Consider the following 26668-nt stretch of genomic DNA (forward strand, 5'->3'; position numbering starts at 1 on the left):
TACCAAGGGCCCTTCATGCGTGTATCACGGTTGCCGTCGATCACGGCACCGAGAAACACGCGGGAGGGATCACGCGAGGCCGGCTTCCTTCTCCAGCACCATCAGCGGCTTCTCTCCGCGAAGGATCACGTCGTCGTTGACGTGCACTTCCTTCACGCCCGAGCGCGCCGGGATGTCGTACATGGTCTCGAGCATCGCGTTCTCGAGGATCGCGCGGAGACCACGTGCACCGGCGTTGCGCTTGAGCGCCTCGCGCGCGACCGCCTGGAGCGCGCTGCGGGTGAACTTGAGGCGCACGCCGTCCATCTCGAACAGCTTCTGGAACTGCTTGACCAGCGCGTTCTTCGGCTGGGTGAGGATGTCGATCAGCGCTTCCTCGGTCAGCTCGTTGAGCGTCGCCACGACGGGCAGACGACCGACGAACTCCGGGATGAGGCCCGCCTTGATCAGATCCTCGGGCTGCGCCTGAGCGAGCACCTCGCCGAGGCGCTTGTCCTTCTTGCTCGGCACGTCCGCGCCGAAGCCGAGCGAGCGCTCGCCGATGCGGCGCTCGATGATCTGCTCGAGGCCGACGAACGCGCCGCCGCAGATGAAGAGGATGTTGGTCGTGTCGACCTGCAGGAAGTCCTGCTGCGGGTGCTTGCGGCCGCCCTTCGGGGGCACGTTCGCGACGGTGCCCTCGATGATCTTCAGCAGCGCCTGCTGCACGCCCTCGCCGCTCACGTCGCGCGTGATCGACGGGTTGTCGCCCTTGCGCGCGATCTTGTCGATCTCGTCGATGTAGACGATGCCGCGCTGCGCGCGCTCGACGTCGTGATCGGCGTTCTGGAGCAGCTGGACGATGATGTTCTCGACGTCCTCGCCGACGTAGCCCGCCTCGGTCAGCGTCGTCGCATCCGCGATGGCGAACGGCACGTTCAGCACGCGGGCGAGCGTCTGCGCGAGCAGCGTCTTGCCGGTGCCGGTCGGGCCGATCAGCAGGATGTTCGACTTCTGCAGCTCGACGTCGTCCTGCCCCACGCGCGAGTCGATGCGCTTGTAGTGGTTGTGGACCGCGACCGACAGGATCTTCTTCGCGCGCTCCTGTCCGATCACGTACTCGTCGAGAACCGCCTTGATCTCGCTGGGCTTCGGCAGCGGCGTCCCGCTCTGGAACGAGTCCTCGCGGTCGACCTCCTCCGCGATGATGTCGTTGCAGAGCGCGATGCACTCGTCGCAGATGTAGACCGTCGGCCCTGCGATGAGCTTCTTCACTTCCTTCTGCGACTTGCCGCAGAAAGAGCACTGCAGATTCCCGTGACCCTCGTCGCGCCTACGATCGACCGGCATCAGTCCGACCCGTCCCCTGCTCTGAGCAAAATTGAGCTTCTCGATGCGACGTTCGTCTCGATCGGAGCCGCGCGTCCTCCGAGAGGACGGCGCCGCACCCGACCGCGAGAATCACCGAGAGAGTCTAGTGCCGGCGTTCCGCGGTAGCAACGCGGGTGGCCGGTGAGTTGAGCCCCTCCCGTGAAGAGGGAGGGGCACGCTCCGAGCGCGTGGTTCAGAGCTGCTTCCGGTGCGCGATGACCTCGTCGATGAGGCCGTACTCCTTGGCCTCGTTCGCGGCGAGGAAACGATCGCGCTCGGTGTCGTTCTTCACCTGCTCGATCGACTGGCCGGTGTGCTTCGCGAGGATCTCGTTCAGCCGGCCGCGCAGGTGGAGGATCTCGCGCGCCTGGATCTCGATGTCGGTCGCCTGGCCGCGCGCGCCGCCGTGCGGCTGGTGGATCATCACGCGCGAGTTCGGCAGGCAGCGACGACGACCCTTGGTGCCCGCCGCGAGCAGCACCGCGCCCATCGACGCGGCCTGACCGAGGCACACCGTCGACACCGGGCAGCGCACGTACTGCATGGTGTCGTAGATCGCGAGCCCCGACGTGATCACGCCGCCGGGGCTGTTGATGTACATCGTGATCTCCTTGTCCGGATCCTCGCCCTCGAGGATCAGGAGCTGCGCGATGATCACGTTCGCGACGTCGTCGTTGATCTCGCTGCCGAGGAAGATGATCCGATCGCGGAGGAGGCGACTCCAGAGATCCCACGCGCGCTCACCGCGGTGCGTGGTCTCGTAGACGTGCGGGAAGTACGTCATGCGTGCCGGGTCGATCGGACGGTCGTTCATCGGCGAAATGCTCCTGCGTCGGCGAGCGTCGGCGCGTGGGAAGGAAACTAGCGCTCAGGTGGCCGCGGCGGAAGCGGCGCTCTCCGAAGAAGTAGGCGCGGCGTCGGTGATCGTAGCCCGCTCGAGCAGGTGCTTGATCAGCTTGTCTTCCAGGATCTGCGTCTCGAGCTGCTCGCGCTTCTCGCCCGCGTAGTCGGCCTTGACCTTGGCGATGTGCTTGCCCGTCTTCTCGGCCATCTCGCGCATCTTCGCCTCGACCTCGTCGGCCGCGACGCTGATCTCGGCCTTGCGGGAGAGCTCACCGAGCAGGAGCGCGGCGCGGACCTTCGTCTCCGCGCGCTTGCGCATCTCGTCGAAGCCGTCCTTCCCGAAGTCCGGCTGCTGCCCGAGCATCTGCATGATCTGCATGTACTCCTGGAGCATCGCGCGGAGCTGCTGATCCACGAGCGACGGCGGGACCGGGATCGGGTTCTTCTCGGCGAGCTTCTCGACGGCCTGCTCGCGCAGCTGGCTCTCGCTGCGGGCCTTCGCGCTCTCCTCGAGGCGCGCGCGCAGCTTCGTGCGGAGGTCCGCGAGCGTCTCGTACTCGCCGACGTCCTTCGCGAACTCGTCGTCGACGTCGGGCAGCACGCGCTCGCGCAGCTCCTTCACGTCGACCTCGAACACGACCTTCTTGCCCGCGAGCTCCTTGTTCGCGTCATCGTCGCCGCGCGCGATCTCGATGTTCTTCTTCTCGCCGACCTTCGCGCCCACGAGGCCCGCGTCGATCTCGTCGAGCAGGCGACCCTCGCCGAGGTTCACCGTGCGGTTCTCGCCCTTCATGTCGGGCTTGGCCTCGCCGTCGATCGTCACCGCGTAGTCGATGATCAGGACGTCGCCCTTCTGCGCGGCGCGCTCGCCCTCGATGGGACGCACGATCGCGTGCTGCTGGCGGAGGCGCTCGATCTCCTGCTCGATCTCGGCGTCGCTCACGGTCGCGGGCGTGCGCGTCAGCTCGAGCGTCGTCTCGAGGTTCTCGACCTTCGGGCGCACCTCGAACTTCACCTTGAAGGTGAGGGGCTGGCCCTGCGTGAGCTCGGGGCGCGCGTCCATCATCGCCTGCGAGACGACGGGGATGGAGTGCTGCTGCACCGCCTGGACGACGCTCTCCTCGACGAGGTTCGAGACGACCTCGGCCTGCACGTCCTTCGAGAAGAGACGCTGGAGCACGTTGCGCGGCGCCTTGCCCGGGCGGAAGCCCTTGATGCGCGCGGTCCGCTGCAGCTTCGTGAACGTCTCGTCCAAATTCTTCTGGACGCGATCCCAGGGAACCTCGACCTGGATCTCGACGGTGACGGGATCGATCTCGCTGACCTGCGACTGCATGGCTCCGTGCGCGCTTTCTGTGAGGGCGGGCGTTGGAAGGCGGCCTTGCCGACGAAGGCAGGTTTGCCCGACCGAAGTGCGGGTACCTAGCCCTACGCTCTGTGAGCGTCAAGAACCGGGTCGCGCCGATGCGACGGTGACATCAAGCTCCCGCGCGCATGAGCAATTTCGAAGCGCTGAGCACGCCGCGGAGGGGGGCCGCGGGGCCTTGGGAGTGGACCGTTCCGGACGGGTGGCAGCAGGGACGCGGGGCGTTCGGAGGGCTCGTGATCGCGACGATGGTGCGCGCCATCGACGAGCACGTCGCGGACCCGGAGCGCACGGTGCGCTCGCTGACCGTCGAGCTGCCCGGCGCGACGCTGGTCGGTGCGGCGGAGATCGCGGTCGAGACGCTGCGCGCGGGCTCGGGGCAGTCGACGGTCGCGGCGCGGCTCACGCAGGGCGACGAGCTGCGCGCGCACTGCGTGGCGGTCAGCGCCAAGGCGCGTGCGGGGAGCGAGGGCTTCGTCGAGGCGAGCGCGCCGCGGATGACGCCGTGGCGCGACGTGCCCGCCGTGGACATGAGCGCGTTCGGGCCGCCGTTCTCGAAGGCCTTCGAGTATCGCAACGTCGGGCCGCTGCCTTTCACGAGCGGAGCGACCGCGTGCTGCGAGGGCTGGGTGAGGATGCGCGAGCCCGGCGCGAAGGCAGACGCCGCGTGGTGCGCCGCGATGCTCGACGCGTGGTGGCCGACGCTCTTCTCGCGCAGCGCGGGGCCGCGCCCGATGGGCACCGTCGCGTTCACGATGCAGGTGCTGTGCGATCTGCGCGAGGTCGACCCCACGGGGACGTTCGCGTACCGCGCGTGGACGCCGGTCGCGCACGAGGGCTGGGTACTCGAGATGCGCGAGCTCTGGGACGAGCAGGGCAACGTCGTGGCGATGAACCAGCAGACGTTCGCCGTGATCAAGTGAGGAGCTTCGGATCGGAGAATTTCTGAGGAGAGCAGGAAGGAAGGAGAGCAGGAGAGTGGGGTGCTACGAAATTCGTAGCGCTACGGATCTCGTAGCGGCAGCGGTGGCCCTCAGCGGCCCTCCGTGGCCCTCTGCGGTTGATCCGAACGGCGTCTCTCGCGCGAGCAGGACTCCTCGACGTCGTCTTCCTGACCCGTCGAATCAGCCTTCGATGCGCCCCGGCGTGGCAGGGAGCGATGCGGCGAACGCATCGAAGTCGTCCACCACCGCCTGCTGAAGCGACGGATCGACGTCGCGCAGGATCAGCAGCGCGCGGCCGACGCGACGCACCAGATGCGATGCGCGCTGGGGCTCGGGCACCTGATCGCGCACGCGCGATGCCGCGGCCTCGGCCTCGACCGCCTCGCGCTCGTCGTCCCACGTGGTGAACCACACCGCCGACGTCGCGCCGTTCGGTCCGCGATAGACGCGGATGCGATCGCCACCCCAGCCGGTCGCTGCGGCGGTCTCGCGATCGGTCGCCGTTCCGAGCGCGAAGTACACGCCCATCTCGAGCTCGCCGAGCGTGTCCTCGTCGTGCACCTCGAGCCCCGCGTCGGTCAGCTCGTCGAACGCAGGCAGCGCGATCGTCTCCGGGCGCTCGCGGTTCAGGTAGCGCTCGGGGTGCAGCACCTGCTCGGTCGACTCGGGCGGACGACGGAACGCGTCGTCGATCCATCGGAAGCCGCCGCTGCCGTGGAGGTGCGCGGTGAACACGAGGCCATCGAGGTACCGCGACAGCAGCGGCGCGCGGACGATCGCCGGCGCGCGCTCGAGCTCGGCGCCGCCGGCGACCGCGGGCGAAGTGCGCACGATGTTCGCGAGGATCGTCGGATCGCGCGTGAGCGTGCTGAGCCGATGACCCTGCGCGTCGACGATCCAGCCGATCATCGCGAGCGTCGCGTCGCCCTCGACCAGCGACGCGAACGCGTTCTCGCCGTCGATCGAGCGCTCTTCCTCCTGCTGCTCGCGCAGTCCGAGGTGCTGATCCTGGAGCGCGTGCACGTACTCGTGCACCAGCACGAGCGCGCTCTGATCGCGCGCATCGGCGCCGCCGCGGCGCAGCTCGCCGACGACGTCCTCGCGCACCACCATCACGCCGGCCTCGGGGTCGTAGTAGCCGACGATCTGCTCGCCCATCACCGCGAGGATCATCCGCTCGACGTCGAGGTCCGGCGCGAGCAGGCCCAGCGCGACGTAGAAGACGCGCGCGTGCTCGAGCTCGTCGCGCTCGATGTGCGCGCGCACGAACGCGACGATGTCGTCCTGCGTCTGCACCCGCGTGGGCACCGGGCGCACGAAGCGGAGCTGGCGGATGCGCTGCGCCGCCGCGAGGAGCGGCTCGAACGCGCGCGCTTCGTCCTCGGTGAGCGAGCGACCCGCGACCTCGGCCGCGCCCTCGACGATCTCGCCGCCGAGGATCTCGCGTGGCTCGAGCGCGAGATCGCTCGCGTCGTCGGCCGGGGGCGCCGACGGGCCGCATCCGGTCAGCGCGAGGGCGATCGCGAACGACGCGATGCGAGCCCTCATCGACGGGTCTCGACGCGCGCGATGGTGGCGTAGACGAGCGGCTTGCGGCCGAGCTCGCGACCGAAGAAGCGCCGCACCGCGCGGCGCACCTGATCGCGCAGCAGCTCGTCGCTGATGCGATCCTCGGGGACGCGCATCGTCTCGACCGCGTCGCGCACGTCGTCGCGCAGATCCTCGAGGAGATCGTAGTCGGCGTCCTCGTCGATCACGCCGCGCGAGACGATCTGCGGATCGTCGAGGATGCGCCCGCGCTGATCGCAGAGCAGCGACACGAACACGACGCCGAGCTGCGCGAGCAGGGTGCGATCGCGGATGACGCGCTCCTGCACCGGCTCGAAGTGATCGATGTGCACGCGGCCCGAGTGCACGCGCTCCGCGAGCTCGGTGCGATCTTCGTGGAGCTCGATGACCTGACCGTTCTCGAAGAAGAAGACCTCGGGCACGCCCGCGTCGCGCGCGATCTCGGCGTGCGCCTTGAGGTGCATGAAGGTGCCGTGCACCGGAACGAACGTGCGCGGACGGACGAGCTGGATGAGCTCGCGCTGCTCGTCGCGGTGGGCGTGACCGCTCACGTGCACGCGCGGATCGTTGCCGCGATGCACCACCGAGATGCCGCGACGCTCGAGCGTGTTGATCAGCTCGAGCACCGCGCGCTCGTTGCCCGGGATGATGCGCGCGCTGAGGATCACGAGATCGCCGGCGCCGAGCTCGAGGTCCGGGTGCGTGCCGTTCGCGAGGCGCGGCAGCGCGGCGGGCCCTTCGCCCTGCGAGCCGGTCGCGACGATGAGGCACTGCTCGCGCGGGATGTTGCGCGCACGGTCGCGCGGGACGAGCACGTCGTGGGGATCGGTGATGACCCCGAGCTCCTCGGCGATGCGCAGGTGCGTGTCGACCGAGCGGCCCATCGGGATCAGCTTGCGACCGGTCGTGCGCGCGACGTCGAGCAGGGCGCGGATGCGCCCGACGTTCGACGCGAAGAGGCCGATCACGACGCGATCGCGCGCGTTGCGCACGAGCTCTTCGAGGCTCTGCTCGACCTGGCGCTCGCCGCCCGAGTGGCCGTGCGTGAGCGCGTTGGTCGAGTCCGACATCATCACGCGCACGCCCTCGCGCGCGATCTCCTCGATGCGCGCGAGGTCCATGTGATCGCCGGGCGGGGGATCGCGATCGATCTTGAAGTCGCCGCTGTGGACGATCGTGCCGACCGGCGTGCGGATCACGATGCCGTGCGCGTCGGGGATCGAGTGCGTGACGCGCCACAGCTCCCACGAGAACGGGCCGATCGCGTACTCGACGCCGTGCTGCATCGTGCGGAGATCGAGGCGCTCGATGTCGTGGAACGGGTGCTCCGCGATGCGCTGCTTCACGAGCGCGAGCGCGTAGGGCGGGCCCCACACGGGCACCGGGATATCGCGGAGGAACCAGCTCGTCGCGCCGATGTGGTCCTCGTGCCCGTGGGTGAGCACGAGTCCGCGTACCTTCTCGCGGCGATCGAGCACGTAGCCGAAGTCGGCGTGCACGAGGTCGATGCCGAGCCCGCGCGAGTCGAACGTCACGCCGCAGTCGAGCACGAGGATGTCGTCCCCGTGCTCGATGGCCATGCAGTTCATCCCGATCTCGCCGAGGCCACCGAGCGGGATCAATCGAAGCGGAGCGGTCACTGGGTCAGCTCATAGGGCCGAGAGGCCCGGACCGATCGAAGCCACTCGAACGAGACGGCCGATCACCTTCGGAGCGAAGCGACTCGAACCGACGCTGATCTTGCCGAGTCTCAACCGGAAACGCCGCGGAGGCGGCCTGGCTAGTACTGGACGCCGAGGATCAGGCGCAGGGTCTGCGCGTTCTGTCCGCCGCGGAACGGGCTGTCCGCCGCGGGCTCGTCGCCCGGCAGGTACCCGAGGCCGCCGAGCGGGAAGAAGATGCCGTACTGCAGCGACGCGTAGAAGCCGTCGAGCAGGTCGGGCCCGTCCTCGCTGCGGTAGTAGACCTGCGCGTCGATCTCGACGCCGAGGTCGGGCTGGTTGCCCCACGTCTGCACCGCCTCCGACGCGCGGCTCCACACCACGTCCGCGCGCGCGCCGAGCAGCTGCCCGAAGCTCGAGCGGATGAAGTCGTAGCTGATGCCGGGGCGGAAGTAATACGCGCTCGAGATCTGGCGCATGATCGTGCGCCAGAAGATGAGGTCGATGCGGTAGTTCGGGTGGAACGAGTACGCGGTGAGGTTGCGATCGGTGCTCGCGCCCGAGCGCGGCTGCTGCTCGTAGATGCCGCCCTGCTGGTCGCCGATCAGGCCCTCGACGTCCGCGTCGCCCGAGGCGTAGCCGGCGTTGAAGTAGATGCCGAGCTGGTTGTTCAGCAGGTGGTACTCGCCCTCGAACGCGAAGCCGAACGAGAGGATGTCGTTCGTCGGGCCTTCGAAGCCGTCTTCGTCGCCGAGCGTCGGGCGGAAGACGTTGTCGATCGTGCCGATCATCATCGAGGCCTCGGCCTCGAGGCGCAGGTTCTCGTAGAGGAACTGCACCCAGATGTCGGGGACGAACACCTCGAACCCGCGCCGGAACAGCACCGGCTCCGCGCTCGGATTGAGCGGGTCGCGGATGCCCTCGCTGGTCAGGTTCTGCGTGCGGTAGACGAAGTAGAGGCCGCCGTTGAGCACGACGTCGCCGCGCTGGAGCGCCGCTTCCTGCTCCTCGGGCGTCGCGCGACGCGCCACGCCGAACGTGAACTGATCGACGTCGTCGTTGCGGACCCAGTCGAAGGGCACGCGGTTCTCGAGCGGATCTTCGTAGAGGAAGCCCTCCGACGCGAAGTCCCACGCGCCGAAGAAGTAGAAGCCGACGAGGCGCGTGATCGCCATGATCCGATCGACGTCGCTCTGGAAGTCGGCGTCGATGCCGGTGCCACCGTTGGCCATCATGCCGAGGCCCCAGTGGTTGCCCATGCGGCCGAAGCGCAGCTCACCGAGGCCGCGGTTCCGGACCTCCGCCCACGCGCGGCGGACGATGATGCTGTCCTGCCACGAGTTGAACCCCGCGCTGGACGGACGCTGCGACCCGGAGAACGAGGTCCACGGCGTGAACGTCGAGTCGTAGGACCGTTCGCCGCTCCGACCGAAGTAGTCGCTGCCGAGACCGTAGCCCTCGGGCGTCGAGCCGAGCACGAGGTTGTCGAACACGTCGACCTGCATCCGGACGCGCACGTCGTCGCTCAGATGGATCGTCGGCTCGAGGCGCAGCCGCATGTTCGCGAACGCGAGCGCGCGCTGATCGCACGGGCTCTCTTCGGTGCTCGCGCCGCCGCGGCAGCCGCCCTCGATCGGGCCCGACACGCTGACGTCGTCGCGCGGGATGAAGAGCTCGAACGGGTAGTCGACCTCGTCGGTGCCGAAGCTGCCGGGCGCGCCGCGGCCGAGCGAGAACTGATCCTGGAACTCGCCGCGCATCCGCATGTAGCCGTGCAGCTCGAACACGGTCTGCGGCGTGGTCCACGGCTCGATGGTCGGATCACCACCGAGGTCGAGGCGCTCGTCCGCGGCGTCGGGCGACGGGAGCTCCTCGTCCTCCGCGGGCTCCTCCTCGACGGGCTCCTCTTCCTCCTCGACGGCCTCTTCCTCGACCTCTTCTTCTTCGGTCGGGGCGTCTTCCTCGTCGGGGATCGCGATCGGCTCGACGCTCGGCGGACGAAGCCGCGGCTCCTCCTCGTCGTCAGCACCTGGCTCGGTCTCGACGACGTCCTCTTCGAGCTCCTCCTCGTCGGTCGCTTGAGCCGATGCGAGCGATGGATTCGAGATCGCGATCGCGAGCGCGAGAAGAAGACGGAGAGCGCGTTTCTCCATGATTGCCGGCCGCCCTCGTAACACGAGGGGGGGAGGGGGGCAACGAGTGAAAGCCCCGTTTTGGACGAGCGAACCTCAGCGCGACGTGCGCGTGACCGTGTGCTCGAAATCGGTGCGCCCGTCGCGATCGACGAAGCGTCCCACGAAGCGATCTCCCTCGATGACGACGTAGAGGAAGCCCTCGCGCTGGTCGTCCTGGAAGAGCGTGGTGTTGTCCTCGCGCGCGAACGCGGTGAGCTTCGCGCCCGCGCCGCTGACGATCATCGTCGTGCCGCAGAGCGCCTCGGGCTCGTCGATCCACTGGCGGTTGTGATCGTGCCCGGCGAAGTAGACGTCGGCCGTGCCGCAGACGTGATCGTCGAAGAAGCGCTGCACGTTCGCGCCGTTGATCGGCGGGATGAGGTTCGGGATCCCGATGCGCGACTCGTAGTTGCCCGCGTTGCCGTGCGAGCCGTTCGAGCGGTACGGGTGGTGGCCCGCGACGAGGATCCACTCCGCGCCTTCTTCTCGCAGCTCGTCCACCGCGCCGTCGTACCAGCCCGCCTGATCGCCGTAGCGCGCGTCGTTGTAGAAGATGCTGTTGGTGTCCAGCATCACGAACCCGACGTTGCCGAAGCGCAGCGTGTAGTGCGTGCCCGGCATCCTCCAGCGATCGCTGTGCGCCGAGTACTCGACCTCGATCGGACCGCGATCCCACTGGTCGCCGCTGCCCGGGATGATCGCGCCGCCGTAGTCGTGGTTGCCGAGCACGGCGTAGAACGGAAGGTCGATGTCGCGGTAGGGCTCCTCGAACTTCGACTGCCACTGCGCGTCGTCGACCGAGGTCACGCCGACCTCGTAGATGTTGTCGCCGAGCAGCACGACGAAGTCGCAGCCCTCGCGCGCGCAGAGATCGCGGATCGCGACGGCGACCGCGCGCTGGCCTTCGTTGCCTTCGCCGGTGTCGCCCATCACGACGAAGCGCAGGTCGTCGGGCGGAGGCGGTCCGGCGTCGGGCCCCCCGCCGCCCGCGTCGACCTCCTCGCCGCGGCCGCCGTCGTCGCGGCCGGCATCGACGCGCCCGGCATCGACGCGGCCCGCGTCCGGACCGAGCAATGGTGTCCCGGCGTCGAACGGGCTCACGCCCTGATCGCCGCCGCCGCACCCCGTCATCCCCGCAAGCCCGAGCAGACACGCGAGCGTCGCTCGGACGGCCCACCCCTGGACGCCATCCATTGCGGCGACAAGGATGCCAGACGTGTCAACCCGCTCCGCTCACGGGAGGCGCCGCGCGAGGCTCTCGAGCCCGCGTCGATCCGCCGCGGTCACCGCGGGGTCGCGCGCGGCGTCGAGCTCGATCGTCTCGGTGCTCGCGGCGACGATGCGCGCGACGTGGTGCGCGCTCTCGCCCTCGGCGCGCTCGTAGATCACGAACGCGCGCAGCGCGTCGCGATCGTCGTGCGCGACGAGGACCAGCTCGCCCTCGCGCGTGAGCGTCGGCGGCGCGGGGCGCGTCGCGGGATCGGCGCCCGCGAGCGGACCGGTGAGCGCGGGCGAGGTCCAGAGCTCGTCGCGATACAGGTCGGTGATGCCCTCGTGGTTCGTGAGGAACGGCCGAACGGTGTACGCGATCGATCCCGACACGCCGCGCCCGAGGTGCAGGTGCACCGCGTCCATCTCGGCCGCGAACTCGTTGGAGGTCCAACGATCGTCGTCGCCCTCGATGCCGACGACGTTCATGCCCGCGAGGATCGTGCGCCCGTCCATCGCGCGCCCGGCCCACCACTCGATCAGGCGATCGAAGTCCTGCGCGGTCTGGGTGGTCGGCCAGTAGAGCTGCGGCGCGACGTAGTCGACCCAGCCGTTCTCGATCCACGGCAGCGGGTCGCACGCGATCGCCTCGTACGCGTCGAGCCCGGTGATGCCGGGCGGCATGCCGGGGCGATAGATCCCGAACGGGCTGATGCCGAAGCGCACGTCGTCACGCTCCTCGGCGATCGCGAGCGACACCTCGCGCACCAGGTCGTGCACGTTCTGCCGTCGCCAGTCGCCGTGCGCGAGCGTGCCCCCGGCGTCGCGATAAGCCTCGTACGTGGCGCTGTCGTCGAGCGTGCCGCTGCCGGGATACGGATAGAAGTAGTCGTCGAAGTGGATGCCGTCGACGTCGTAGCGCGCCACGACGTCTCGCACGACGCGCACGATGTGCTGCCGCACCTCGGGCGCGCCGGGATCGAGCCAGAGGATCGAGCCCACCGTGCGCGTGTGCCGCGCGAGCGTGCGCGTCACGTGGTTCTCGGCCGTGGTCACCGAGGTGCTCGTCATGCCGCGGTACGGGTTCATCCACGCGTGCACCTCGATGCCGCGCGCGTGCGCTCGCTCGAGCCACGTCGCGAGCGGATCGAGCCCGGGATCGCGGCCCTGGGTGCCGGTGAGGAAGCGGCTCCACGGCTCGATCTCCGACGCGTAGAGCGCGTCGGACTCCGGGCGGATCTGCAGGAACACCGCGTTGCCGCGCATCGACTCGAGCGTGTCGAGGATGCGCGTGATCTCCGCCTCGAGCTGCGCGCGCGTGAGCCCGGTGCGCGACGGGAACGCGAGGTTGAAGACCGAGGGCGCCCACACGCCGCGCAGCTCGCGCGTGTGATCGAGCGCGACGAGCGTGGGGTCGGTGATCGGCGCGTCGATCGGCGTCCGGGCGTCGAGCTCGGATGTCTGCGCGTCGAGCTCGCGCGTCTGCGCGTCGCCCTGCCCGGCATCGAGCGGAGACGTGCCCGACGAGCACGCGGTGAGCGCGATCGAGAGCGCGAGGATCGTGAGCGTCCGAGCCATCGTGAGCGCGAGGATACGCGTCGCGCGCGGCGCGCGGCGAGCCGCCTCACGTGCGTCGCGTCACCTCGGCGTCTCGCATCGCGCGCGACGTGGCACGCGCGTTGATGACGAGCGCGCGGGAGCGACGACGAGACGATGGCCAGCACGACGCACGCCCCGAGCTCCACCTGGGGCGCTCACGAGCCCGAACGCCGCGACGAGCCGCGCGCACGCGCGAGAGCGCGTCGCGAGAAGGGCGGCGGCATCCCGCTCGGTCGCGCGTTCGGCGTGCAGATCGTCGCGGACTGGAGCCTGCTGATCATCTTCGCGCTGGTCGCGTTCCAGCTCGGCGCGGGCGTGCTGCCGCAGTGGCATCCGCAGTGGAGCGGCGCGCTCGTGTGGAGCGTCGCGCTCGCGGCGGCGGTGCTCTTCTTCGCGTCGATCCTGCTGCACGAGCTCTCGCACGCGATCGTCGCGCGCATGTTCGGCATCCCGGTCTCGCGCATCACGCTCTTCCTCTTCGGCGGGATGGCGCACATGGAGGGCGAGCCGCGCTCGCCGAAGGCCGAGCTCTTCATGGCGGCGATCGGACCGATCGTGAGCCTCGCGATCGGGATCGGATCGATCGTGCTCGGGACCGCGCTCGCGGGCGATGCGATCGAGCGCTTCGCGGAGGATCCCGAGATCGCGTACGCGTCGCTCGATCCGGTGGCGACGCTGCTCTTGTGGCTCGGGCCGGTGAACGTCGCGCTCGCGATGTTCAACATGGTGCCGGGCTTCCCGCTCGACGGCGGCCGCGTGCTGCGCGCGATCCTCTGGTGGACGACCGGCGACCTGCGACGCGCGACGCGATGGGCGTCGGGCGCGGGGCGTCTCTTCGGGATGACGCTGGTCGCGCTCGGGGTCGTGTCGATGCTCGGCGGCAACGTCGGCTCGGGGATCTGGCTCGCGCTGATCGGATGGTTCCTCGCGAGCGCGGCGCGGAGCGGGTACGAGCAGGTCGTGGTGCGCGAGGCGCTCGAGGGTGTGCCCGTCGCGCGCTTGATGAGGACGCGCTTCGAGGTGGTCGGGCCGTGGACGCCGATCGACGAGCTCGTCTACCAGCGCTTCATGGGCAGCGAGCAAGCGGTCTTCCCGGTGATGGAAGGCGAGCGCTTGGTGGGCATCGTCGCGATGAGCGACGTGCGGAAGCTGCCGCGCGAGCACTGGGGCGACGCGCGCGTCGCGGACATCATGACGCCGGCGGCTCGGCTCGTGATGGTGGACGCGGAGGCGAGCGCGGCAGAGGCGCTCGAGGGGCTGGCTCGTCGGGAGATCGATCAGGTGCCGGTGGTGGATCGGGGTGGGGTGCTGAGGGGGATGGTTCGGCGGGCCGATCTCGTGAAGTGGTTGGCGCTGCACGAGCCTGCTCTTCGGGTGTGATCTCCGCGCGGGGTAGGGCTTCGGTGTGGGGCGCGGGGTGGGGGCCCGTGCTCGGACAGTCCTCGCGATTGCGTCCTGCTGCGGTCGTGGTGGTCGATGGCCGGACTCTCGTCGGTGCGATGCGCGGAGCGCCTCGCGCCGACGAGCATTCGGAGCGCTCGCGGAGGCTGGTCGGCGCTGCGGAACTGCGCGCGGGCCCCCACCCCGCGCCCCGGCTGGCAGCGCTTCGGCCGCGCGCGGTGGGTGCACGACCTCGGTGTGTTGGATGGACGCGTGAGGACGCGAGAGCGCTTCGCGCGCTCGTGTCCTCACGCGGACCGACTCGCCCTTCGGGCATCGTGGAGCCGAATTGGTCGGGCTCGCCCTTCGGGCCTCGCCCCGCTGGGCGCTGCGGTGCGACTCGCGGTCGATGAGCGGCGCGCCGCGTTCACCCGCGCGAGCGAGCTCGGCGTGATCGGCGTCACGTCGTGGTGAGCAGGCTGCTCGGTGTTTCCGCCGAGCGGTCGTCGGGAGCTCCGGATGAGACTCGGTGTGCCGGAATGGGTGCCGGTGGTCCTCCGGATCGCGTTCCGGCGCGCTCGGTGGCTTCCCGGAATCTCCGGATCGCGCTTCGGTGCGCCAGGAGGTGCTTTCGAACGCGTTGCGGCGCGCGTTCGACGCGTCGGAACGGCGTCTCGCGATCTCCGGATCGCGTTCTGGGCGCCCGAGACGGCGTCCGGTGATCGCCGGGACGTGCTCGGCGCGCCACGACGGTGGTCCGGTGATCTCCGGATCGCGTCCTGGCTGCCGGAGCGTGATCCGGAGATGCCGGAGCGCGACCGGGAGCCTTCGCGAACGCGCCGCGCGACGATCGGAGCGTCTGGCCGCGGCCGGGCGGGCCCGTGGAGCTCCGAGGGCTCGCGCTTCAGCGGGGCGCGCGGAAGCCGCGATCGAGCAAGCGCACGCGGCGGAGCAGCAGGTCGAGCACGAACAGCGCGAGCGCCGCGAACAGGAGCGGGCTCCAGACTTCTTCTCTCCGGCGGACCGACTCGCCCGCGGGATCGAACAGCACGTCGGGGCTCGGATCGCGCCGACCGCGCGCGACGTCGCTGATGCGATCGAGGAGCGCGAGATCCGGCTCGAGCCTCGCGTACTCGCGCGGGTACGGGCGCACCAGCTCGCTCGTGCTCTCGGCGATCATCCGCTCGTCGCGCCGGTGCTCCGCGCGCAGCACGAAGCTGCCGTACCTCGAGAGCGGGAAGCGCGCTTCGTAGTGGCCCGGCGCGGTCTGCCGGAGCACGTGCTCCTCGCGGATGCGGTCGCTGCTCCGCGCGCCCATCGGGCCCTCGACCACCAGCGTCGACGCGAGGCCGTTCACGAACTCGTCGTCGTCGCCGATCGCGTCGACCACCACGCGCGCTTCGTCGCCGATCACCTCGGCGCGCATCGGGAGCTCGTGACGCTCGCGCTCGCGCATGTGCTCGCGCACCAGCTGGACCCAGAACCGCGAGAACGCGCCCCAGCGCAGCCAGTCCGCCGACCAGCGCGCCTTCACGTCGCTCGTCCACGCGAGCGACCAGCCGAGCCCGACGCGCCATCGCGCGAGCAGCGGCTCGCCGAGCTCGCTCTCGAGGATCACCTGCGCCGGCGCGGGGCGTGCGCGCGTGGCGACGTAGCCGCGCAAGAAGGGCGCGCTCGCGACGTCGACGCCGCGCAGGAAGTCCGCGGGCGCGACCACCCGCGCGCGCACGTAGTCCTCGACGACGTCGTTGCGCGTCACCGTCGTCGTCTCCTGCATGAAGATGCGCGGCACGTTGCGCGGATCGGTCGTGAAGTAGCTGCGACCACCGCCGAGATCGGCGAGCTGCGTGAGCAGCGATCGGTTCACGTCCGCGCCGATGCCGACCGTGGTCACGGTGATGCCCTCGGCGCGCATCACCGAGACGAGCTCCGGCAGGCCGCTCTCCTGGGTCTGCCCGTCGGTGAGCAGGATCACGTGCTTGAGCCGCGCGCGCGTGATCGAGAGATCCTGGAACGCCGTGTCGAGCGCCGGGAAGATCGCGGTGCCGCCGCGCGGTGCCATGCGCCCGATGTCGCGCTGGATCGCGATGCGGTTGCCCGCGCTCTGCATGCGCACGATGCGCTCGGCCTGCGCGTCGAAGCCGACGACCTCGAGGTAGTCCTGCGCGGAGAGGAGCTCGGCCGTCGCCTGCGCAGCCTGCTTCGCGGCCTCCATCTTCTCGCCGCTCATCGAGCCCGATCGATCGATGACGAGCGCGAGCGCGAGCGACGGCTGATCACGGCGGCGCTCACCCTCCATGCGCACCGGGAGCAAGCGCTCGACGCGCGTGCCGCGCCATCCGCCGAGCCCGTACGACTGCTCGCCGCCCGCCATGAGGAACCCGCCGCCGCTGCGCACGAACCGATCGAGCGCGTCCTGGGCGGACGCGCTCACCTGATCCGCGGGCACGTCGGAGAGGATCACGAAGTCGAAGCGCTCGAGCTCGGCCGCGGACGTCGGCATCGCGCGCGGGGAGCGCACGTCGACGTCGAGCTCGCCCGCGGTGAGCGCGCGCGCGAGGTGCGTCGCCGCGCTCGCGGTGCCCTCGACGTAGAGCACGGCAGGACGACCGGGGACGACCACCGTGGTCGCGAAGCGGTTGTTGGGCTGGAAGCGATCGTCGCCGCGCGGCTCGAGCTCCGCGCGGTACGTGACCGGCCCCGGCACGTGCACGACGGAGCGCAGCGCGATCTCGTTGTCGCCGGCGGCGAGCTCGAGGTCGCGCACTCCGTCGAGCCCGTTGAGCGTCTCGCCCTGGTAGAGGCGCAGCCGCGCGGTCGTGGGCTGGCTCGCGAAGACGCGCACGCGGACGGTGAACGGCTGGCCCGCCTGGAGCGCGTCGGGCAGCGAGAGCGACGTGATCGCGATCTCGCCCGGAGGACCCTCGGTGAACGGCGCGTGATCGATCCGCACCCCGAGCTCGGCCGCGCGCTGCGCCTCGGCGAGCGCGTCGCCCTCGGTCTGCGCGCCGTCGCTGAGCACGACCGCGCGGCGCAGGTGACCGGGCGGATAGAGCCCGTACGCGAGCTGGAGCGCGGACGCGAGATCGCTGCCCGCGCCGTCGTCGTGGCGCGCGATCGGCGGGACCTCGTCGTCGATCTCGAGCACGCGCGCGTCGCGCGCGAAGGTGACGACGCGCACGACGTCCTCGCCGCGCGCGCGCCACGCGGCGTCGATGCGCTCGCGCGCGCGAGCGAGATCGGCGTCGCTCACCGAGTCCGAGACGTCGACGAGGAACACGACCGCGACGCGCGTCGCGTCGGCGGTGCGCGCGGGGCGCGCGAGCGCGAGCGCGAGCAGCGCGAGCAGCGCGAGCCGCACGACGTACCCGAGCGCGAGCTGCGCGCGCGGCAGATCGGCGAGCGAGCGCCACCCGCCGAGCAGCAAGAGCGGCGCGACCGCGAGCAGCGCGAGGTTCCGCGGCGCGAGGAGCTCCCACTCCTCGCCGCGCATCGTCCACGTGATCGGCGCGCTCGTCGCCGCGACGATCGACGCCGCGATGGCAATCGCGGCGATCACCGCGAGCACGAGGCGGACGACGAAGCCGCGCGTCATACGGTCCACCGCCGGTGGAACGTGACCCACTCGATCGCGAGCACCCCGAACGCGATCAGGACCAGCCACGCCCACGGCTCGCCGCGCACGGGCGCATCGACGATCGTCGGCGCATCGCTCGGCTCGCCGGCGATCGGCATCGTCGCCGCGACGGCGAGCTCGGCCTCACCGCTCGGCCCGAGGTTGACCGCGAGGTGCTCGGCGTCGGGCCCGTCGGTGAGCAGCAGATGGAACCCCGCGCGCTCGCTGGTCGCGACGGCGCGTCCATCGACGATCGGCACCGGGCGCTCCGACCCGTCGTCGATCAACGTCGCGCGCGTGGCGCTCGGCGAGACCGGCACGTACCAGGGCTCGCCGGTGCGGTACGACGAGAAGTGCCCGCTCGCTTCTTCCACGAACGAGTCGATCGCGTGCAGCAGGAGCAGCGGCCACGCGACGCGCAGCGGGAGATCGCTGCGCCGCGGATCGAACGTGAGCGCGACGAAGCCGCGCCCGTTCCGCGTGCCGGTGACGAGCAAGGGGCCGCGCGCGTCGGCGCCGACGACGACGTCACCGGGCTCGACGCGCACCTGGAGCGCCTCCGCGATGTTCACGTCGCGCAGGCTGGTGAACGCGAGCAGCGGATGATCGCGCTCGAGGCGATCGAAGAACGGACGCTCGATCGTGCCCTCGACGACGAGCGGCCCCTGCACGCCTGCGGCGGGCTGCGGATGGAGCCAGATCGAGGGCGCATCGAGCGGCTGCGGCGGGACGAACGACTCGTAGATCACGACGTCGAATTCGCCCTCGGGCGGGAACTGCGCCGGCGTGACGTGCGTGACGGCGAGGTACTCGTCGAGCAGCAGCGCGGCCTCGAGGTAGATGTCGTCCTCCGCGACGACCAGCACGCGCGCGCGACGTCGCTCGGGCAAGCGCGCGTACGCGCGATCGTCGGCCGCGAGGTCGTCCTGCGTTCCGTCCGCCAGCCGGATGCGCGCCTCGAGCGTGCGATCCGCGCCGGTGACGTTCTCGAACAGCCGCGTCGCGCGCTCCCCCGCGCCGAGGCGCATCGTGGTCACGTCGAGCGGGACGCCTTCGCCCTCGTGCGAGTCGCCGAGGAGCGTGAGCTCGATCTCCTCGGCGTTCGCGCCGGGGTTCCACAGCTCGATCAGCACCTGCGCGCGGCTCTTGTCGATCGGGTAGCGCCGCACCGCGAACGCGGTGATCGCGACGTTGCGCGTCTCGGTCTCGCCGACGCGATCCCAGCGGACCGGGACGCCGCTCTCGCGGGCGCGCGCCTCGACGAGCTCACCGGGCGCGTCGAGCCGACCATCGGAGACGATCACGATCTCCGCGCTCGGAGCGCCGCGCGCGACGTCGAGCGCCCAGCCGAGCCCGCGCGCGAGATCGGCCGCGACGTCGCGCGCCTCGAGCCGATCGAGCGCCTCCTCGAGCACCTCGGGATCGCCGTCGATCGGGCCGAGCGGGACCGTGCTCGCGCCCATCGACGCGACGATCATCCGATCGTCCGCGCCCATCGCCGCGATGCGACGTCGCACCGCCTGGCGCGCCGCCTCGATGCGCCCGCCCTCGACATCGGTCGCGCCCATCGACGCGCTCGTGTCGACGAGCACCACGAGCGTGCGTCCGTCGTCGCGGCCCGCGATCCACCGAGGATCTCCGAGCGCGATCGCGAGCATCGCGACGATCGAGAGCGCGAGCAGCAGCGAGAGGATGCGCTTCAGCGACGAGAAGAGGCGCGTCGTGCGCTGCTCGGCGAGCACGTCGTGCCAGAGCCGCACGAAGGGCACTTCGACCGGGCGTCGCCGCAGCTTGAGCAGGTACAGCACGAACACCGCAGCGCCGAACGCGCCGAGCGTGGCGAGCACCTGCCCCAGCGAGAGCCCGGTCCACTCGAGCATCAGCCGAGCAGCCCCCCGCGCCGGAGCACGCTGAGCACCGCGTCGTCCCACGCCGTGCTCGTCTCGATCACGACGTGCGGCACCTGCTTCTGCGCGCAGTACGACGCGATCCCCGCGAGGTACGCCGCGTGCGCCGCGGCATACCGCTCGAGCACGCGCGGCGTGACCGTCACCTCGCGCGACTCGCCGGTCTCGCGATCGACGAGGCGCACGTCGCCGTGCAGCGGCGGGCGCGCCTCGGTGGGATCGACGAGCTGGATGACGAAGGGCTCGAAGCGCGCGTAGCGCAGCGCGTCGATGCCGCGCTCGAAGCCCGCGGGATCGTAGAGGTCGCTGATCACGATCGCGACCCCGCGACGCTTGTGCTGCGCCGCGAACGCGCGCATCGCGCCCTCGATGCCGGTGCGTCCTTCGGGGCGCGTGCCGCGGAGGAACTCGAAGACCTTGAAGATGCGGCTCTTGCCGCGCGTGGGCGGAAGCCGCGCGCCGATCACGTCGGCGAAGGTCAGCACCGAGACACGATCGAGGGTCGAGAGCGCGACGTACGCGAGCGCCGCCGCGATGCGCTTGCCGTACGCGAGCTTCTGCGGCGCGCCGAACTGCATCGACCCCGACGTGTCGAGCAGCAGGTAGACCGAGAGGTCCTCTTCCTCCTGGAAGAGCTTGAGCAGCAGCTTCTCGCTGCGTCCGTAGAGCTTCCAGTCGAGGTGGCGGAAGTCGTCGCCCGGCGCGTACTCGCGGTGATCCGCGAACTCGATGCCCGCGCCGGTCTTCTGCGACCGACGCTCGGCGCGCATGCGCCCGCTGACCAGACGACGCGACGCGATCGCGAGCGCCTCGAGCCGACGCTGGAACTCCTCGTCGAACGCGTCGTCGTCGATCGCGCGGGGCGCTGAGATCGGCCCCTGCTTCCGCAGCCAGCCGAACATCAGCCCTTCACGGTCTCGGGCACGCTCGCGAGCACGTCCTCGAGCAGCACGTCGCTGCGCACGCCCTCGGCCTCGCCCTCGAACCCGAGGATCACGCGGTGGCGCAGCGCGGGGATCGCGACGGCGCGCACGTCCTCGATCGTCGCCGCGTAGCGTCCCTCGACGAGCGCGTGGATCTTCGCCGCGAGCAAGCACGCCTGCGCGCCGCGCGGCGATGCGCCGAAGCGCACGAAGCGCTTCACCTTCTCGGGCGCGCTCGGGCGATCGGGGTGCGTCGCTTCGAGGACACGGATCGCGTAGTCCTGCACGTGCCGGGGCACCGGCACCTCGCGCGCGAGCGCGCGCATCTGGAGGATCCGCTCTCCGTCGAGCACCGGCTCGATCGCGGGCTCGTGCTCGCCGGTGGTGCGATCGAGGATGTCGTGCAGCTCGGTGCGCGACGGGAAGCCGACGTGCAGCTTGAAGAAGAAGCGATCGAGCTGGGCTTCGGGCAGCGGGTACGTGCCCTCCATCTCGAGCGGGTTCTGCGTCGCGAGCACGAAGTACGGCTCCTCGAGGCGATGCGTCTGGTTGCCGATCGTGACGCGGTGCTCCTGCATCACCTCGAGCAGCGCGCTCTGCGTCTTCGGCGTCGCGCGGTTCACCTCGTCCGCGAGCACGATGTTCGCGAACACCGGGCCGGGGCGGAACTCGAAGCTCTTCGCGCCGCCCGCGCTCTCCGCGATCACCGTGGTGCCCAGCAGGTCCGCGGGCATCAGATCGGGCGTGAACTGGATGCGCGAGAAGCGCAGGTGCAGCGCCTCGGCGAGCGAGCGCACCAGCATCGTCTTGCCCAGCCCCGGCACGCCCTCGAGCAGCGCGTTGCCGCCCGCGACCAGGCACGTGATCACGCCGTCGAGGATCGTGCGCTGACCGACGATCCGCTTGCCGACGGTCTCGCGCACCTTCGTCACGTCCGCCTGGAACGCGGCGACCTTCTTCTCGATGTCCTTCGAAGTCATTCGCTCTCGCTGTCGCTCGGCTGCAGTCCGTCGCGCGGACGGATCAGCTGGAAATAACGCTGCACGTAGAAGCGGTAGCCGGGCGGCACGCGATCGCGCTCGATGACCTCTTCCGCGTGATCCGCGTACTCGCCGTAGACGTCGCTGTACTCGCGCGTCGCGAAGCCGCGCTGCGCGGCGGTGCGGATCACCTCGGGGCGCGAGGGGCCGCGACGCGCTTCGCCGCGCACCTGCACGGTGCGACCGCCTTCGCGCAGGCCGGTGGGATCGTCGAGCGAGGCGGGTGCGTGCTCGGCGCCGGCACCACCGCCCGGCATCGTGCCTTCGCCCTGTCCGCCCGCGCCGCCTTCTTCGCCCTGCTGTCCGCCGAGCCCGGGGATCTCGAGCTGTGCGTCGCCGCCCTGACCGACCGCGAGCGCCTCTTGCTCTTCGCCTCGGCCGCCGCTGCTCCCGCCTTCTTGGCCTTCGCCCTGCGCGCCCGCGCCCGCACCGCCCTGCGCGCCTTGCTGCGATCCACCGCCGGCGCTCTGACCTTGCCGACCCTCGGCGCCGCTCCCCGGCGCGACGATCGGCGTGCCCTGTCCGCCACCCTGACCGCGCGCGCGCAGGACGAAGCGATCCATCGGGCTCGACTGACGACCCTGTTGGCCCTCGCCCCCCTGGCCCTGCGAGCCCTGCTGTCCCTCGCCCTGTCCGCCCGCTTGCTGCTGTTGCTCGCGCTGGCGACGGATCAGCTCGCGCAGCTCGCGCGCCTGACGCGCGATGTCCTCCATCTGCTCCTGCGTCAGCTGCTGGCGCGCCATGCGGTTCAGATCCTCCGCGGCGCGCTCCATCGAATCGCTCGTCTGCTGCTGCGACTGCTCGTCCTGCTGCTGCATCGACTCGGCGCTCTGCTCGAGCTCGCGGCGCAGTCGATCGAGCTCGCGACGTGCCTCCTGTCGCTCCTGGTGCTCGCGGCGCAGTCGATCGAGCTCGCGCCGTCGCTGCTCGAGCAGGCGCTGCTGCTCCTGCTGCTGCTCGGGCGTCGCCGCCTGCTCGCGCTGGAGGAGGCGCTGCATCTCTTCTTCGCGGCGCTCGAGCTCGTCCTCGCCCGCATCCTCGCGCTCGCGCGCGGCCTCTTCGAGCGCGCGTCGCAGGCGATCGAGCTCCGCGCGATCGGGGCGATCCTCGCGCATCCGCGACGCGAGCTCGCGCATCGCGAGCTCGGCGCGCGCCGCGTCTCCCTCGCGCATCGCCTCCGCGAGATCCTGCGCGAGCTCGCTGCGGCGCAGCTCCTGGCCCATCGCGCGCAGCTCGTCGCGGAGGTGCTCGTCGCCCGCCGGGCGCGCGGCCTCGATGCGCTCCTCGAGCTCCGCCAAGCGACGCAGCGTCTCGCTGCGATCGATGCGCCGATCCGCGAGGTCCTCGAGCACGCGGTTGAGCGCGTCCGCCTGCGCGAGCACCTCGGGCGCGACGTCGGGCGCGTCGGTGATCGCGCGCATCCGATCCTCGAACGCGTCGAGATCGTCGTCGTGCAGCACGACCGGCGTGATGCCGCGTGCGATCGGGATCTCGACGCGCCGTGGGATCTCGAGCGACGCGAGCAGCGCGACCGCGACGCTCAGGCCCGCGAACGACGCGAGATCGCGCGGCGCGCGGAACGGCACCGCACGATCCGGACGCAGCGACGCCGAGGCCGCGGCGGCATCCTCGAGCGCGGCGCGCGTCCACTCGCTCTTCTCGTCCGAGCTCGCGAGCTCGAGCGCCGCCGCGAGGCGACCCTTCGTCGCGTGCGTGCGATCGAGCAGACGCGCCGCGACGAGGCGCGGCACCGGACGAAGAGCCGCGATCAGTGCTGCGACACACGGCATCACGACCGCGATCACGAGCAGCACGCGCGCCTCGCGATCGCCGAGCGCGCCAGTCTTCCCCGCGAGCAGCGCGAGCGCCGCGACACCGAGCCCGGCGAGCCCCACCGTCGTCGCTGCGTCCGCCGCGCGCTGGGCACGCAGCCTCCGCGCGACGCGGCCGACGGCTCGGAGGAGCGGGCTGGGGATCATGAGGTTTGTCGAGCTGGAGTGCTCGCTCGCGCAGGGCGCGCACGGGAGCGTGCGGAGCACGCGGACGGGAGGGCCCTGAGCGGGCGAGCCGATTTTGAACAGTCTGTGAGACGGTCGCGACCGCGCGAGCGTTGGGACCGAAAGCATAGCGTGTGCGCGATGCCCCGACCCCGTCCGCGTGGGCAGGCCCGCGAACGCGCCGTGGTCTATCGCGCATTCCAGTTGAACCGCGCGCGCCGATCCTCAAGAGTCGGCGCGTTTTTCGGAGGCACGGAGCGCGGATGTCGGACAAGGCCTGGGGTGGTCGATTCGAGGAGGAGCTCGACTCCGTCGCAGCGCGCGTGAACGCGAGCGTCGACGTCGATCAACGCCTGGGGCCCGAGGACGTGCGCGGATCCGTCGCCCACGTGCGCATGCTCGCGGCGCGCGGGATCGTCAGCGCCGACGACGCGAAGAAGATCGAAGAAGGCCTCGCGCGCATCGGCGGCGAGATCGAGCGCGGCGAGATGACGTGGCGCGCCGATCGCGAGGACGTGCACATGAACGTCGAGGCGCTGCTCACCGAGCGCATCGGCGAAGCGGGCGGACGCCTCCACACCGCGCGCAGCCGCAACGATCAGGTCGCGACCGACATGCGCCTCTGGACGCGCAGCGCGTGCGCGCGCACGGCGTCGAAGATCGACCGGCTGATCGCGGTCTTGTCGGTGCGCGCGGCGGGGACGATCGACGTGGTGATGCCGGGCTACACGCACCTGCAGCGCGCGCAGCCGGTGCGCCTCGCGCATCACCTGCTCGCGTGGTGCGAGATGCTCGAGCGCGATCGTGGTCGCCTCGAGGACGCGGCGAAGCGCATGAACGAGGCGCCGCTCGGCGCGGCGGCGCTCGCGGGCACGACGTTCCCGATCGACCGCGCGCACACCGCGCGCGAGCTCGGCTTCGAGCGCCCGATGCGCAACTCGATCGACGCGGTCTCGGATCGCGACTTCCTGCTCGAGTCGCTCTCCGCGCTCTCGATCTGCGCGGTGCACCTCTCGCGCATCAGCGAGGAGCTCGTGCTCTGGAGCGCGCAGGAGTTCGCGTTCGTCGAGATGAGCGATCGCTTCACGACCGGCAGCTCGATCATGCCGCAGAAGAAGAACCCCGACATGGCCGAGCTGGTGCGCGGCAAGTCGGGCCGCGTGATCGGCGATCTCGTGTCGCTGCTGGTGCTGATGAAGGGCCTGCCGCTCGCGTACAACCGCGACATGCAGGAGGACAAGCGCCCGGCGTTCGACGCGTTCGACACGATCGACGACTCGCTCGACGTGCTCGCGGGCGCGCTCGCGACGGCGCGCTTCGAGAGCGAGCGCATGCGCGCGGCGCTGGTCGAGGGGTTCGTCGAGGCGACCGAGATCGCCGACTGGCTCGCGGCGCGGGGCGTTCCGTTCCGCGAGGCGCACCACGTCGCGGGGCGGCTCGTGAAGCGCTGCGTCGACGCGGGCAAGACGCTCCCGCAGCTCACGCTCGACGAGTACCGCGCCGAGCATCCTTCGTTCGACGAGTCGATCTTCGTCGCCATCGAGGCCGAGACCGCGATCGAGCGCCGCGACGTGCTCGGTGGTCCGGCGCGCAAGCAGGTCTCGTCGCAGATCGCGGCGCTGCGCGAGCGGCTCGTCGCGCGCGGCGTCGACTGGGCGAAGGAGAGCTCGGCGTTGGGCGCGATCGAGGGAGCACGCTGATGGGCGCGAAGGGAACGCGCGCCGACGTGCCGCCGAGCGCGCACTTCGTGCACGACGAGGACGAGGGCGAGCTCGCGATCGACGGCATGGGCCTGTCGACGATCGCCGAGGAAGTGGGCACGCCCGCGCACGTCTACTCGGCGAGCGCGATCGAGCGTGCGTACCGCGCGATCGACGCCTCGCTCGCGCCCGCGAAGCACATGGTCTGCTACGCGATGAAGGCGAACGGGCACCCCGAGATCCTCCGGCTGCTCGCGTCGCTCGGCGCCGGCGCGGACGTGGTCTCGGGCGGCGAGCTCTACTGGGCGCTCGCCGCGGGGATCCCGCCCGAGCGCATCGTGTTCAGCGGCGTCGGCAAGAGCGACGCGGAGATCGCGTACGCGCTCGATGCGGGCATCCGCGCGATCCACGTCGAGAGCGAGCCCGAGATCGACGTGATCGAGGCGATCGCGCGCGAGAAGGGCGTCACCGCGCGCATCGCGCTGAGGGTGAACCCGGACGTCGATCCCGTCACCCACCCGTACATCGCGACCGGGATCCACGGCACGAAGTTCGGGCTCGAGCTCGACGTCGCGCGTCGACTGCTCCCGCGCATCGTGGAGAGCGACGGGCTCGAGCTCGAGGGCATCGCGTGCCACATCGGATCGCAGATCGGCGGCGCGAAGCCGCTCGAGGACGCGGTCGCGATCGTCGCCGCGTTCGCGAAGGAGTGCGCCGAGGCGGGCGCGCCGATCCGCGCGCTCGACGCGGGCGGTGGGTGGCCGATCCACTACGGCGACGAGGACGCTCCCTACGCGCCGTGGAACGCGTTCGGCGCGGCGATCCGCGCGGGCATCGAGCGCGGCGGCGCGAGCGATCTCGATCTCGAGATCGTGGTCGAGCCGGGGCGCGCGATGGTGGGCGACGCGGGCGGCATCCTCACGCGCGTGCTCTACGTGAAGGAGCAGGGCACGAAGCGCTTCGTCATCGTCGACGCGGCGATGACCGAGCTGCTGCGCCCCTCGCTCTACGGCGCGTACCACGCGATCGTCCCGGTGCGGGCGCGCGAGGGCGACGTGACCGCGGCCGACATCGTCGGGCCGGTGTGCGAGACCGGCGACTTCCTCGCGCTCGATCGCCCGCTGCCGCCGGTGCAGCGCGGCGACCTGCTGCTGATCCGCAGCACGGGCGCGTACGGCGCGGCGATGGCGACCCGTTACAACGCGCGCCCGCTGGCGGCGGAAGTGATCGTCGAGGGCGACGCGTACCGCGTGATCCGCGAGCGCGAGCGCGTCGAGGATCTGTACCCGCGCGGGGCGTGACGCGGAGCCCACGGCGTCGCCGCGGCGTGCCGTCCTGCGGGAGGACGGAGCGCGGATCGCGCCGCCGCGTGCCGTCCTGCGGGCGGACG

17 protein-coding genes are annotated in these 26668 nt (G+C 70.9%); 4 read left to right on the forward strand and 13 right to left on the reverse strand.

Going from position 1 to position 26668, the window contains the following annotated elements; genetic code table 11:
* Positions 1–69: 69 nt before the first annotated feature.
* From clpX to tig, 3 genes are all read right to left on the reverse strand, one after another.
* On the reverse strand, positions 70–1329 hold the full coding sequence (gene clpX / locus DB32_RS16840; RefSeq protein ID WP_053233479.1) for an ATP-dependent Clp protease ATP-binding subunit ClpX: 1260 nt from the start codon (positions 1327–1329) through the stop codon (positions 70–72).
* 214 nt (positions 1330–1543) lie between these two features.
* On the reverse strand, positions 1544–2164 hold the full coding sequence (gene clpP, locus DB32_RS16845) for an ATP-dependent Clp endopeptidase proteolytic subunit ClpP (protein WP_338054932.1): 621 nt from the start codon (positions 2162–2164) through the stop codon (positions 1544–1546).
* A 54-nt stretch (positions 2165–2218) separates the two neighbouring features.
* Positions 2219–3529 carry a trigger factor gene (gene tig / locus DB32_RS16850; RefSeq protein WP_053233480.1) on the reverse strand — a complete coding sequence of 437 codons (1311 nt, stop codon included), beginning with the start codon at positions 3527–3529 and terminating at the stop codon, positions 2219–2221.
* Positions 3530–3687: 158 nt separating this feature from the next.
* Between tig and DB32_RS16855 the strand changes: the two genes are divergently transcribed.
* The gene (locus tag DB32_RS16855) at positions 3688–4482 is read left to right on the forward strand and encodes an acyl-CoA thioesterase (protein ID WP_053233481.1); all 795 of its coding nucleotides are present in this window, start codon (positions 3688–3690) and stop codon (positions 4480–4482) included.
* A 201-nt stretch (positions 4483–4683) separates the two neighbouring features.
* Here the strand turns inward: DB32_RS16855 and DB32_RS16860 are convergent, their stop codons facing one another.
* The 5 genes from DB32_RS16860 to DB32_RS16880 form a co-directional block, all read right to left on the reverse strand.
* A complete protein-coding gene (locus DB32_RS16860; RefSeq protein ID WP_053233482.1) occupies positions 4684–6051 on the reverse strand; it encodes a hypothetical protein in 1368 nt (455 codons plus the stop codon).
* Entirely contained in the window at positions 6048–7712 is a 1665-nt protein-coding gene (locus tag DB32_RS16865; protein ID WP_053233483.1) for a ribonuclease J, read from the reverse strand. The genes DB32_RS16860 and DB32_RS16865 overlap by 4 nt, the downstream gene beginning before the upstream one ends.
* Positions 7713–7852: 140 nt before the next feature.
* Positions 7853–9886, reverse strand: coding sequence for a TIGR04551 family protein (locus DB32_RS16870; protein ID WP_053233484.1), 2034 nt, complete (start codon positions 9884–9886; stop codon positions 7853–7855).
* 75 nt (positions 9887–9961) lie between these two features.
* A complete protein-coding gene (locus DB32_RS16875) occupies positions 9962–11038 on the reverse strand; it encodes a metallophosphoesterase (protein ID WP_053233485.1) in 1077 nt (358 codons plus the stop codon).
* 102 nt (positions 11039–11140) lie between these two features.
* Positions 11141–12694, reverse strand: coding sequence for a glycoside hydrolase family 10-like protein (locus DB32_RS16880; RefSeq protein ID WP_053233486.1), 1554 nt, complete (start codon positions 12692–12694; stop codon positions 11141–11143).
* Between the two features lie 135 nt (positions 12695–12829).
* Here DB32_RS16880 and DB32_RS16885 point away from each other — a divergent pair, with 135 nt between their 5' ends.
* Positions 12830–14095: a site-2 protease family protein gene (locus DB32_RS16885; RefSeq protein WP_083457430.1), complete on the forward strand. Its 1266-nt coding sequence runs from the start codon at positions 12830–12832 to the stop codon at positions 14093–14095.
* 904 nt (positions 14096–14999) lie between these two features.
* On the opposite strand, the gene DB32_RS16890 is transcribed toward DB32_RS16885, so the two are convergent.
* The 5 genes from DB32_RS16890 to DB32_RS16910 are packed head-to-tail and all read right to left on the reverse strand — an operon-like array spanning position 15000 to position 23560.
* Complete coding sequence (locus tag DB32_RS16890; RefSeq protein ID WP_053233487.1) at positions 15000–17690, reverse strand: VWA domain-containing protein; 2691 nt, start codon at positions 17688–17690, stop codon at positions 15000–15002.
* Positions 17687–19591: a vWA domain-containing protein gene (locus DB32_RS16895; RefSeq protein ID WP_053233488.1), complete on the reverse strand. Its 1905-nt coding sequence runs from the start codon at positions 19589–19591 to the stop codon at positions 17687–17689. The genes DB32_RS16890 and DB32_RS16895 overlap by 4 nt, the downstream gene beginning before the upstream one ends.
* Positions 19591–20520 (reverse strand): DUF58 domain-containing protein, encoded by a 930-nt coding sequence (locus DB32_RS16900; RefSeq protein WP_083457431.1) that lies wholly within the window; start codon positions 20518–20520, stop codon positions 19591–19593. The genes DB32_RS16895 and DB32_RS16900 overlap by 1 nt, the downstream gene beginning before the upstream one ends.
* On the reverse strand, positions 20520–21521 hold the full coding sequence (locus DB32_RS16905; RefSeq protein ID WP_053233489.1) for an AAA family ATPase: 1002 nt from the start codon (positions 21519–21521) through the stop codon (positions 20520–20522). The genes DB32_RS16900 and DB32_RS16905 overlap by 1 nt, the downstream gene beginning before the upstream one ends.
* Positions 21518–23560, reverse strand: coding sequence for a coiled-coil domain-containing protein (locus tag DB32_RS16910; RefSeq protein ID WP_053233490.1), 2043 nt, complete (start codon positions 23558–23560; stop codon positions 21518–21520). The genes DB32_RS16905 and DB32_RS16910 overlap by 4 nt, the downstream gene beginning before the upstream one ends.
* A 281-nt stretch (positions 23561–23841) precedes the next feature.
* Between DB32_RS16910 and argH the strand changes: the two genes are divergently transcribed.
* Together argH and lysA are read left to right on the forward strand one after the other, a co-directional pair.
* The gene (gene argH, locus DB32_RS16915) at positions 23842–25278 is read left to right on the forward strand and encodes an argininosuccinate lyase (protein WP_053233491.1); all 1437 of its coding nucleotides are present in this window, start codon (positions 23842–23844) and stop codon (positions 25276–25278) included.
* Entirely contained in the window at positions 25278–26579 is a 1302-nt protein-coding gene (gene lysA / locus DB32_RS16920) for a diaminopimelate decarboxylase (protein ID WP_075097541.1), read from the forward strand. Before argH ends, lysA begins: the two co-directional genes overlap by 1 nt.
* Positions 26580–26668: the final 89 nt, after the last annotated feature.

This window comes from Sandaracinus amylolyticus, from assembly GCF_000737325.1.
Taxonomy (GTDB): domain Bacteria; phylum Myxococcota_A; class Polyangia; order Polyangiales; family Sandaracinaceae; genus Sandaracinus; species Sandaracinus amylolyticus.

Coding starts and splice junctions, on each gene's coding strand:
- tig (WP_053233480.1), bottom strand. CDS start 3,529: ATGCAGTCGCAGGTCAGCGAGATCGATCCCGTCACCGTCGAGATCCAG.
- clpX (WP_053233479.1), bottom strand. CDS start 1,329: ATGCCGGTCGATCGTAGGCGCGACGAGGGTCACGGGAATCTGCAGTGC.
- argH (WP_053233491.1), top strand. CDS start 23,842: ATGTCGGACAAGGCCTGGGGTGGTCGATTCGAGGAGGAGCTCGACTCC.
- DB32_RS16885 (WP_083457430.1), top strand. CDS start 12,830: ATGGCCAGCACGACGCACGCCCCGAGCTCCACCTGGGGCGCTCACGAG.
- DB32_RS16900 (WP_083457431.1), bottom strand. CDS start 20,520: ATGTTCGGCTGGCTGCGGAAGCAGGGGCCGATCTCAGCGCCCCGCGCG.
- lysA (WP_075097541.1), top strand. CDS start 25,278: ATGGGCGCGAAGGGAACGCGCGCCGACGTGCCGCCGAGCGCGCACTTC.
- DB32_RS16860 (WP_053233482.1), bottom strand. CDS start 6,051: ATGAGGGCTCGCATCGCGTCGTTCGCGATCGCCCTCGCGCTGACCGGA.
- DB32_RS16880 (WP_053233486.1), bottom strand. CDS start 12,694: ATGGCTCGGACGCTCACGATCCTCGCGCTCTCGATCGCGCTCACCGCG.
- DB32_RS16875 (WP_053233485.1), bottom strand. CDS start 11,038: ATGACGGGGTGCGGCGGCGGCGATCAGGGCGTGAGCCCGTTCGACGCC.
- DB32_RS16910 (WP_053233490.1), bottom strand. CDS start 23,560: ATGATCCCCAGCCCGCTCCTCCGAGCCGTCGGCCGCGTCGCGCGGAGG.
- DB32_RS16905 (WP_053233489.1), bottom strand. CDS start 21,521: ATGACTTCGAAGGACATCGAGAAGAAGGTCGCCGCGTTCCAGGCGGAC.
- DB32_RS16895 (WP_053233488.1), bottom strand. CDS start 19,591: ATGCTCGAGTGGACCGGGCTCTCGCTGGGGCAGGTGCTCGCCACGCTC.
- clpP (WP_338054932.1), bottom strand. CDS start 2,164: ATGAACGACCGTCCGATCGACCCGGCACGCATGACGTACTTCCCGCAC.
- DB32_RS16870 (WP_053233484.1), bottom strand. CDS start 9,886: ATGGAGAAACGCGCTCTCCGTCTTCTTCTCGCGCTCGCGATCGCGATC.
- DB32_RS16855 (WP_053233481.1), top strand. CDS start 3,688: ATGAGCAATTTCGAAGCGCTGAGCACGCCGCGGAGGGGGGCCGCGGGG.
- DB32_RS16890 (WP_053233487.1), bottom strand. CDS start 17,690: ATGACGCGCGGCTTCGTCGTCCGCCTCGTGCTCGCGGTGATCGCCGCG.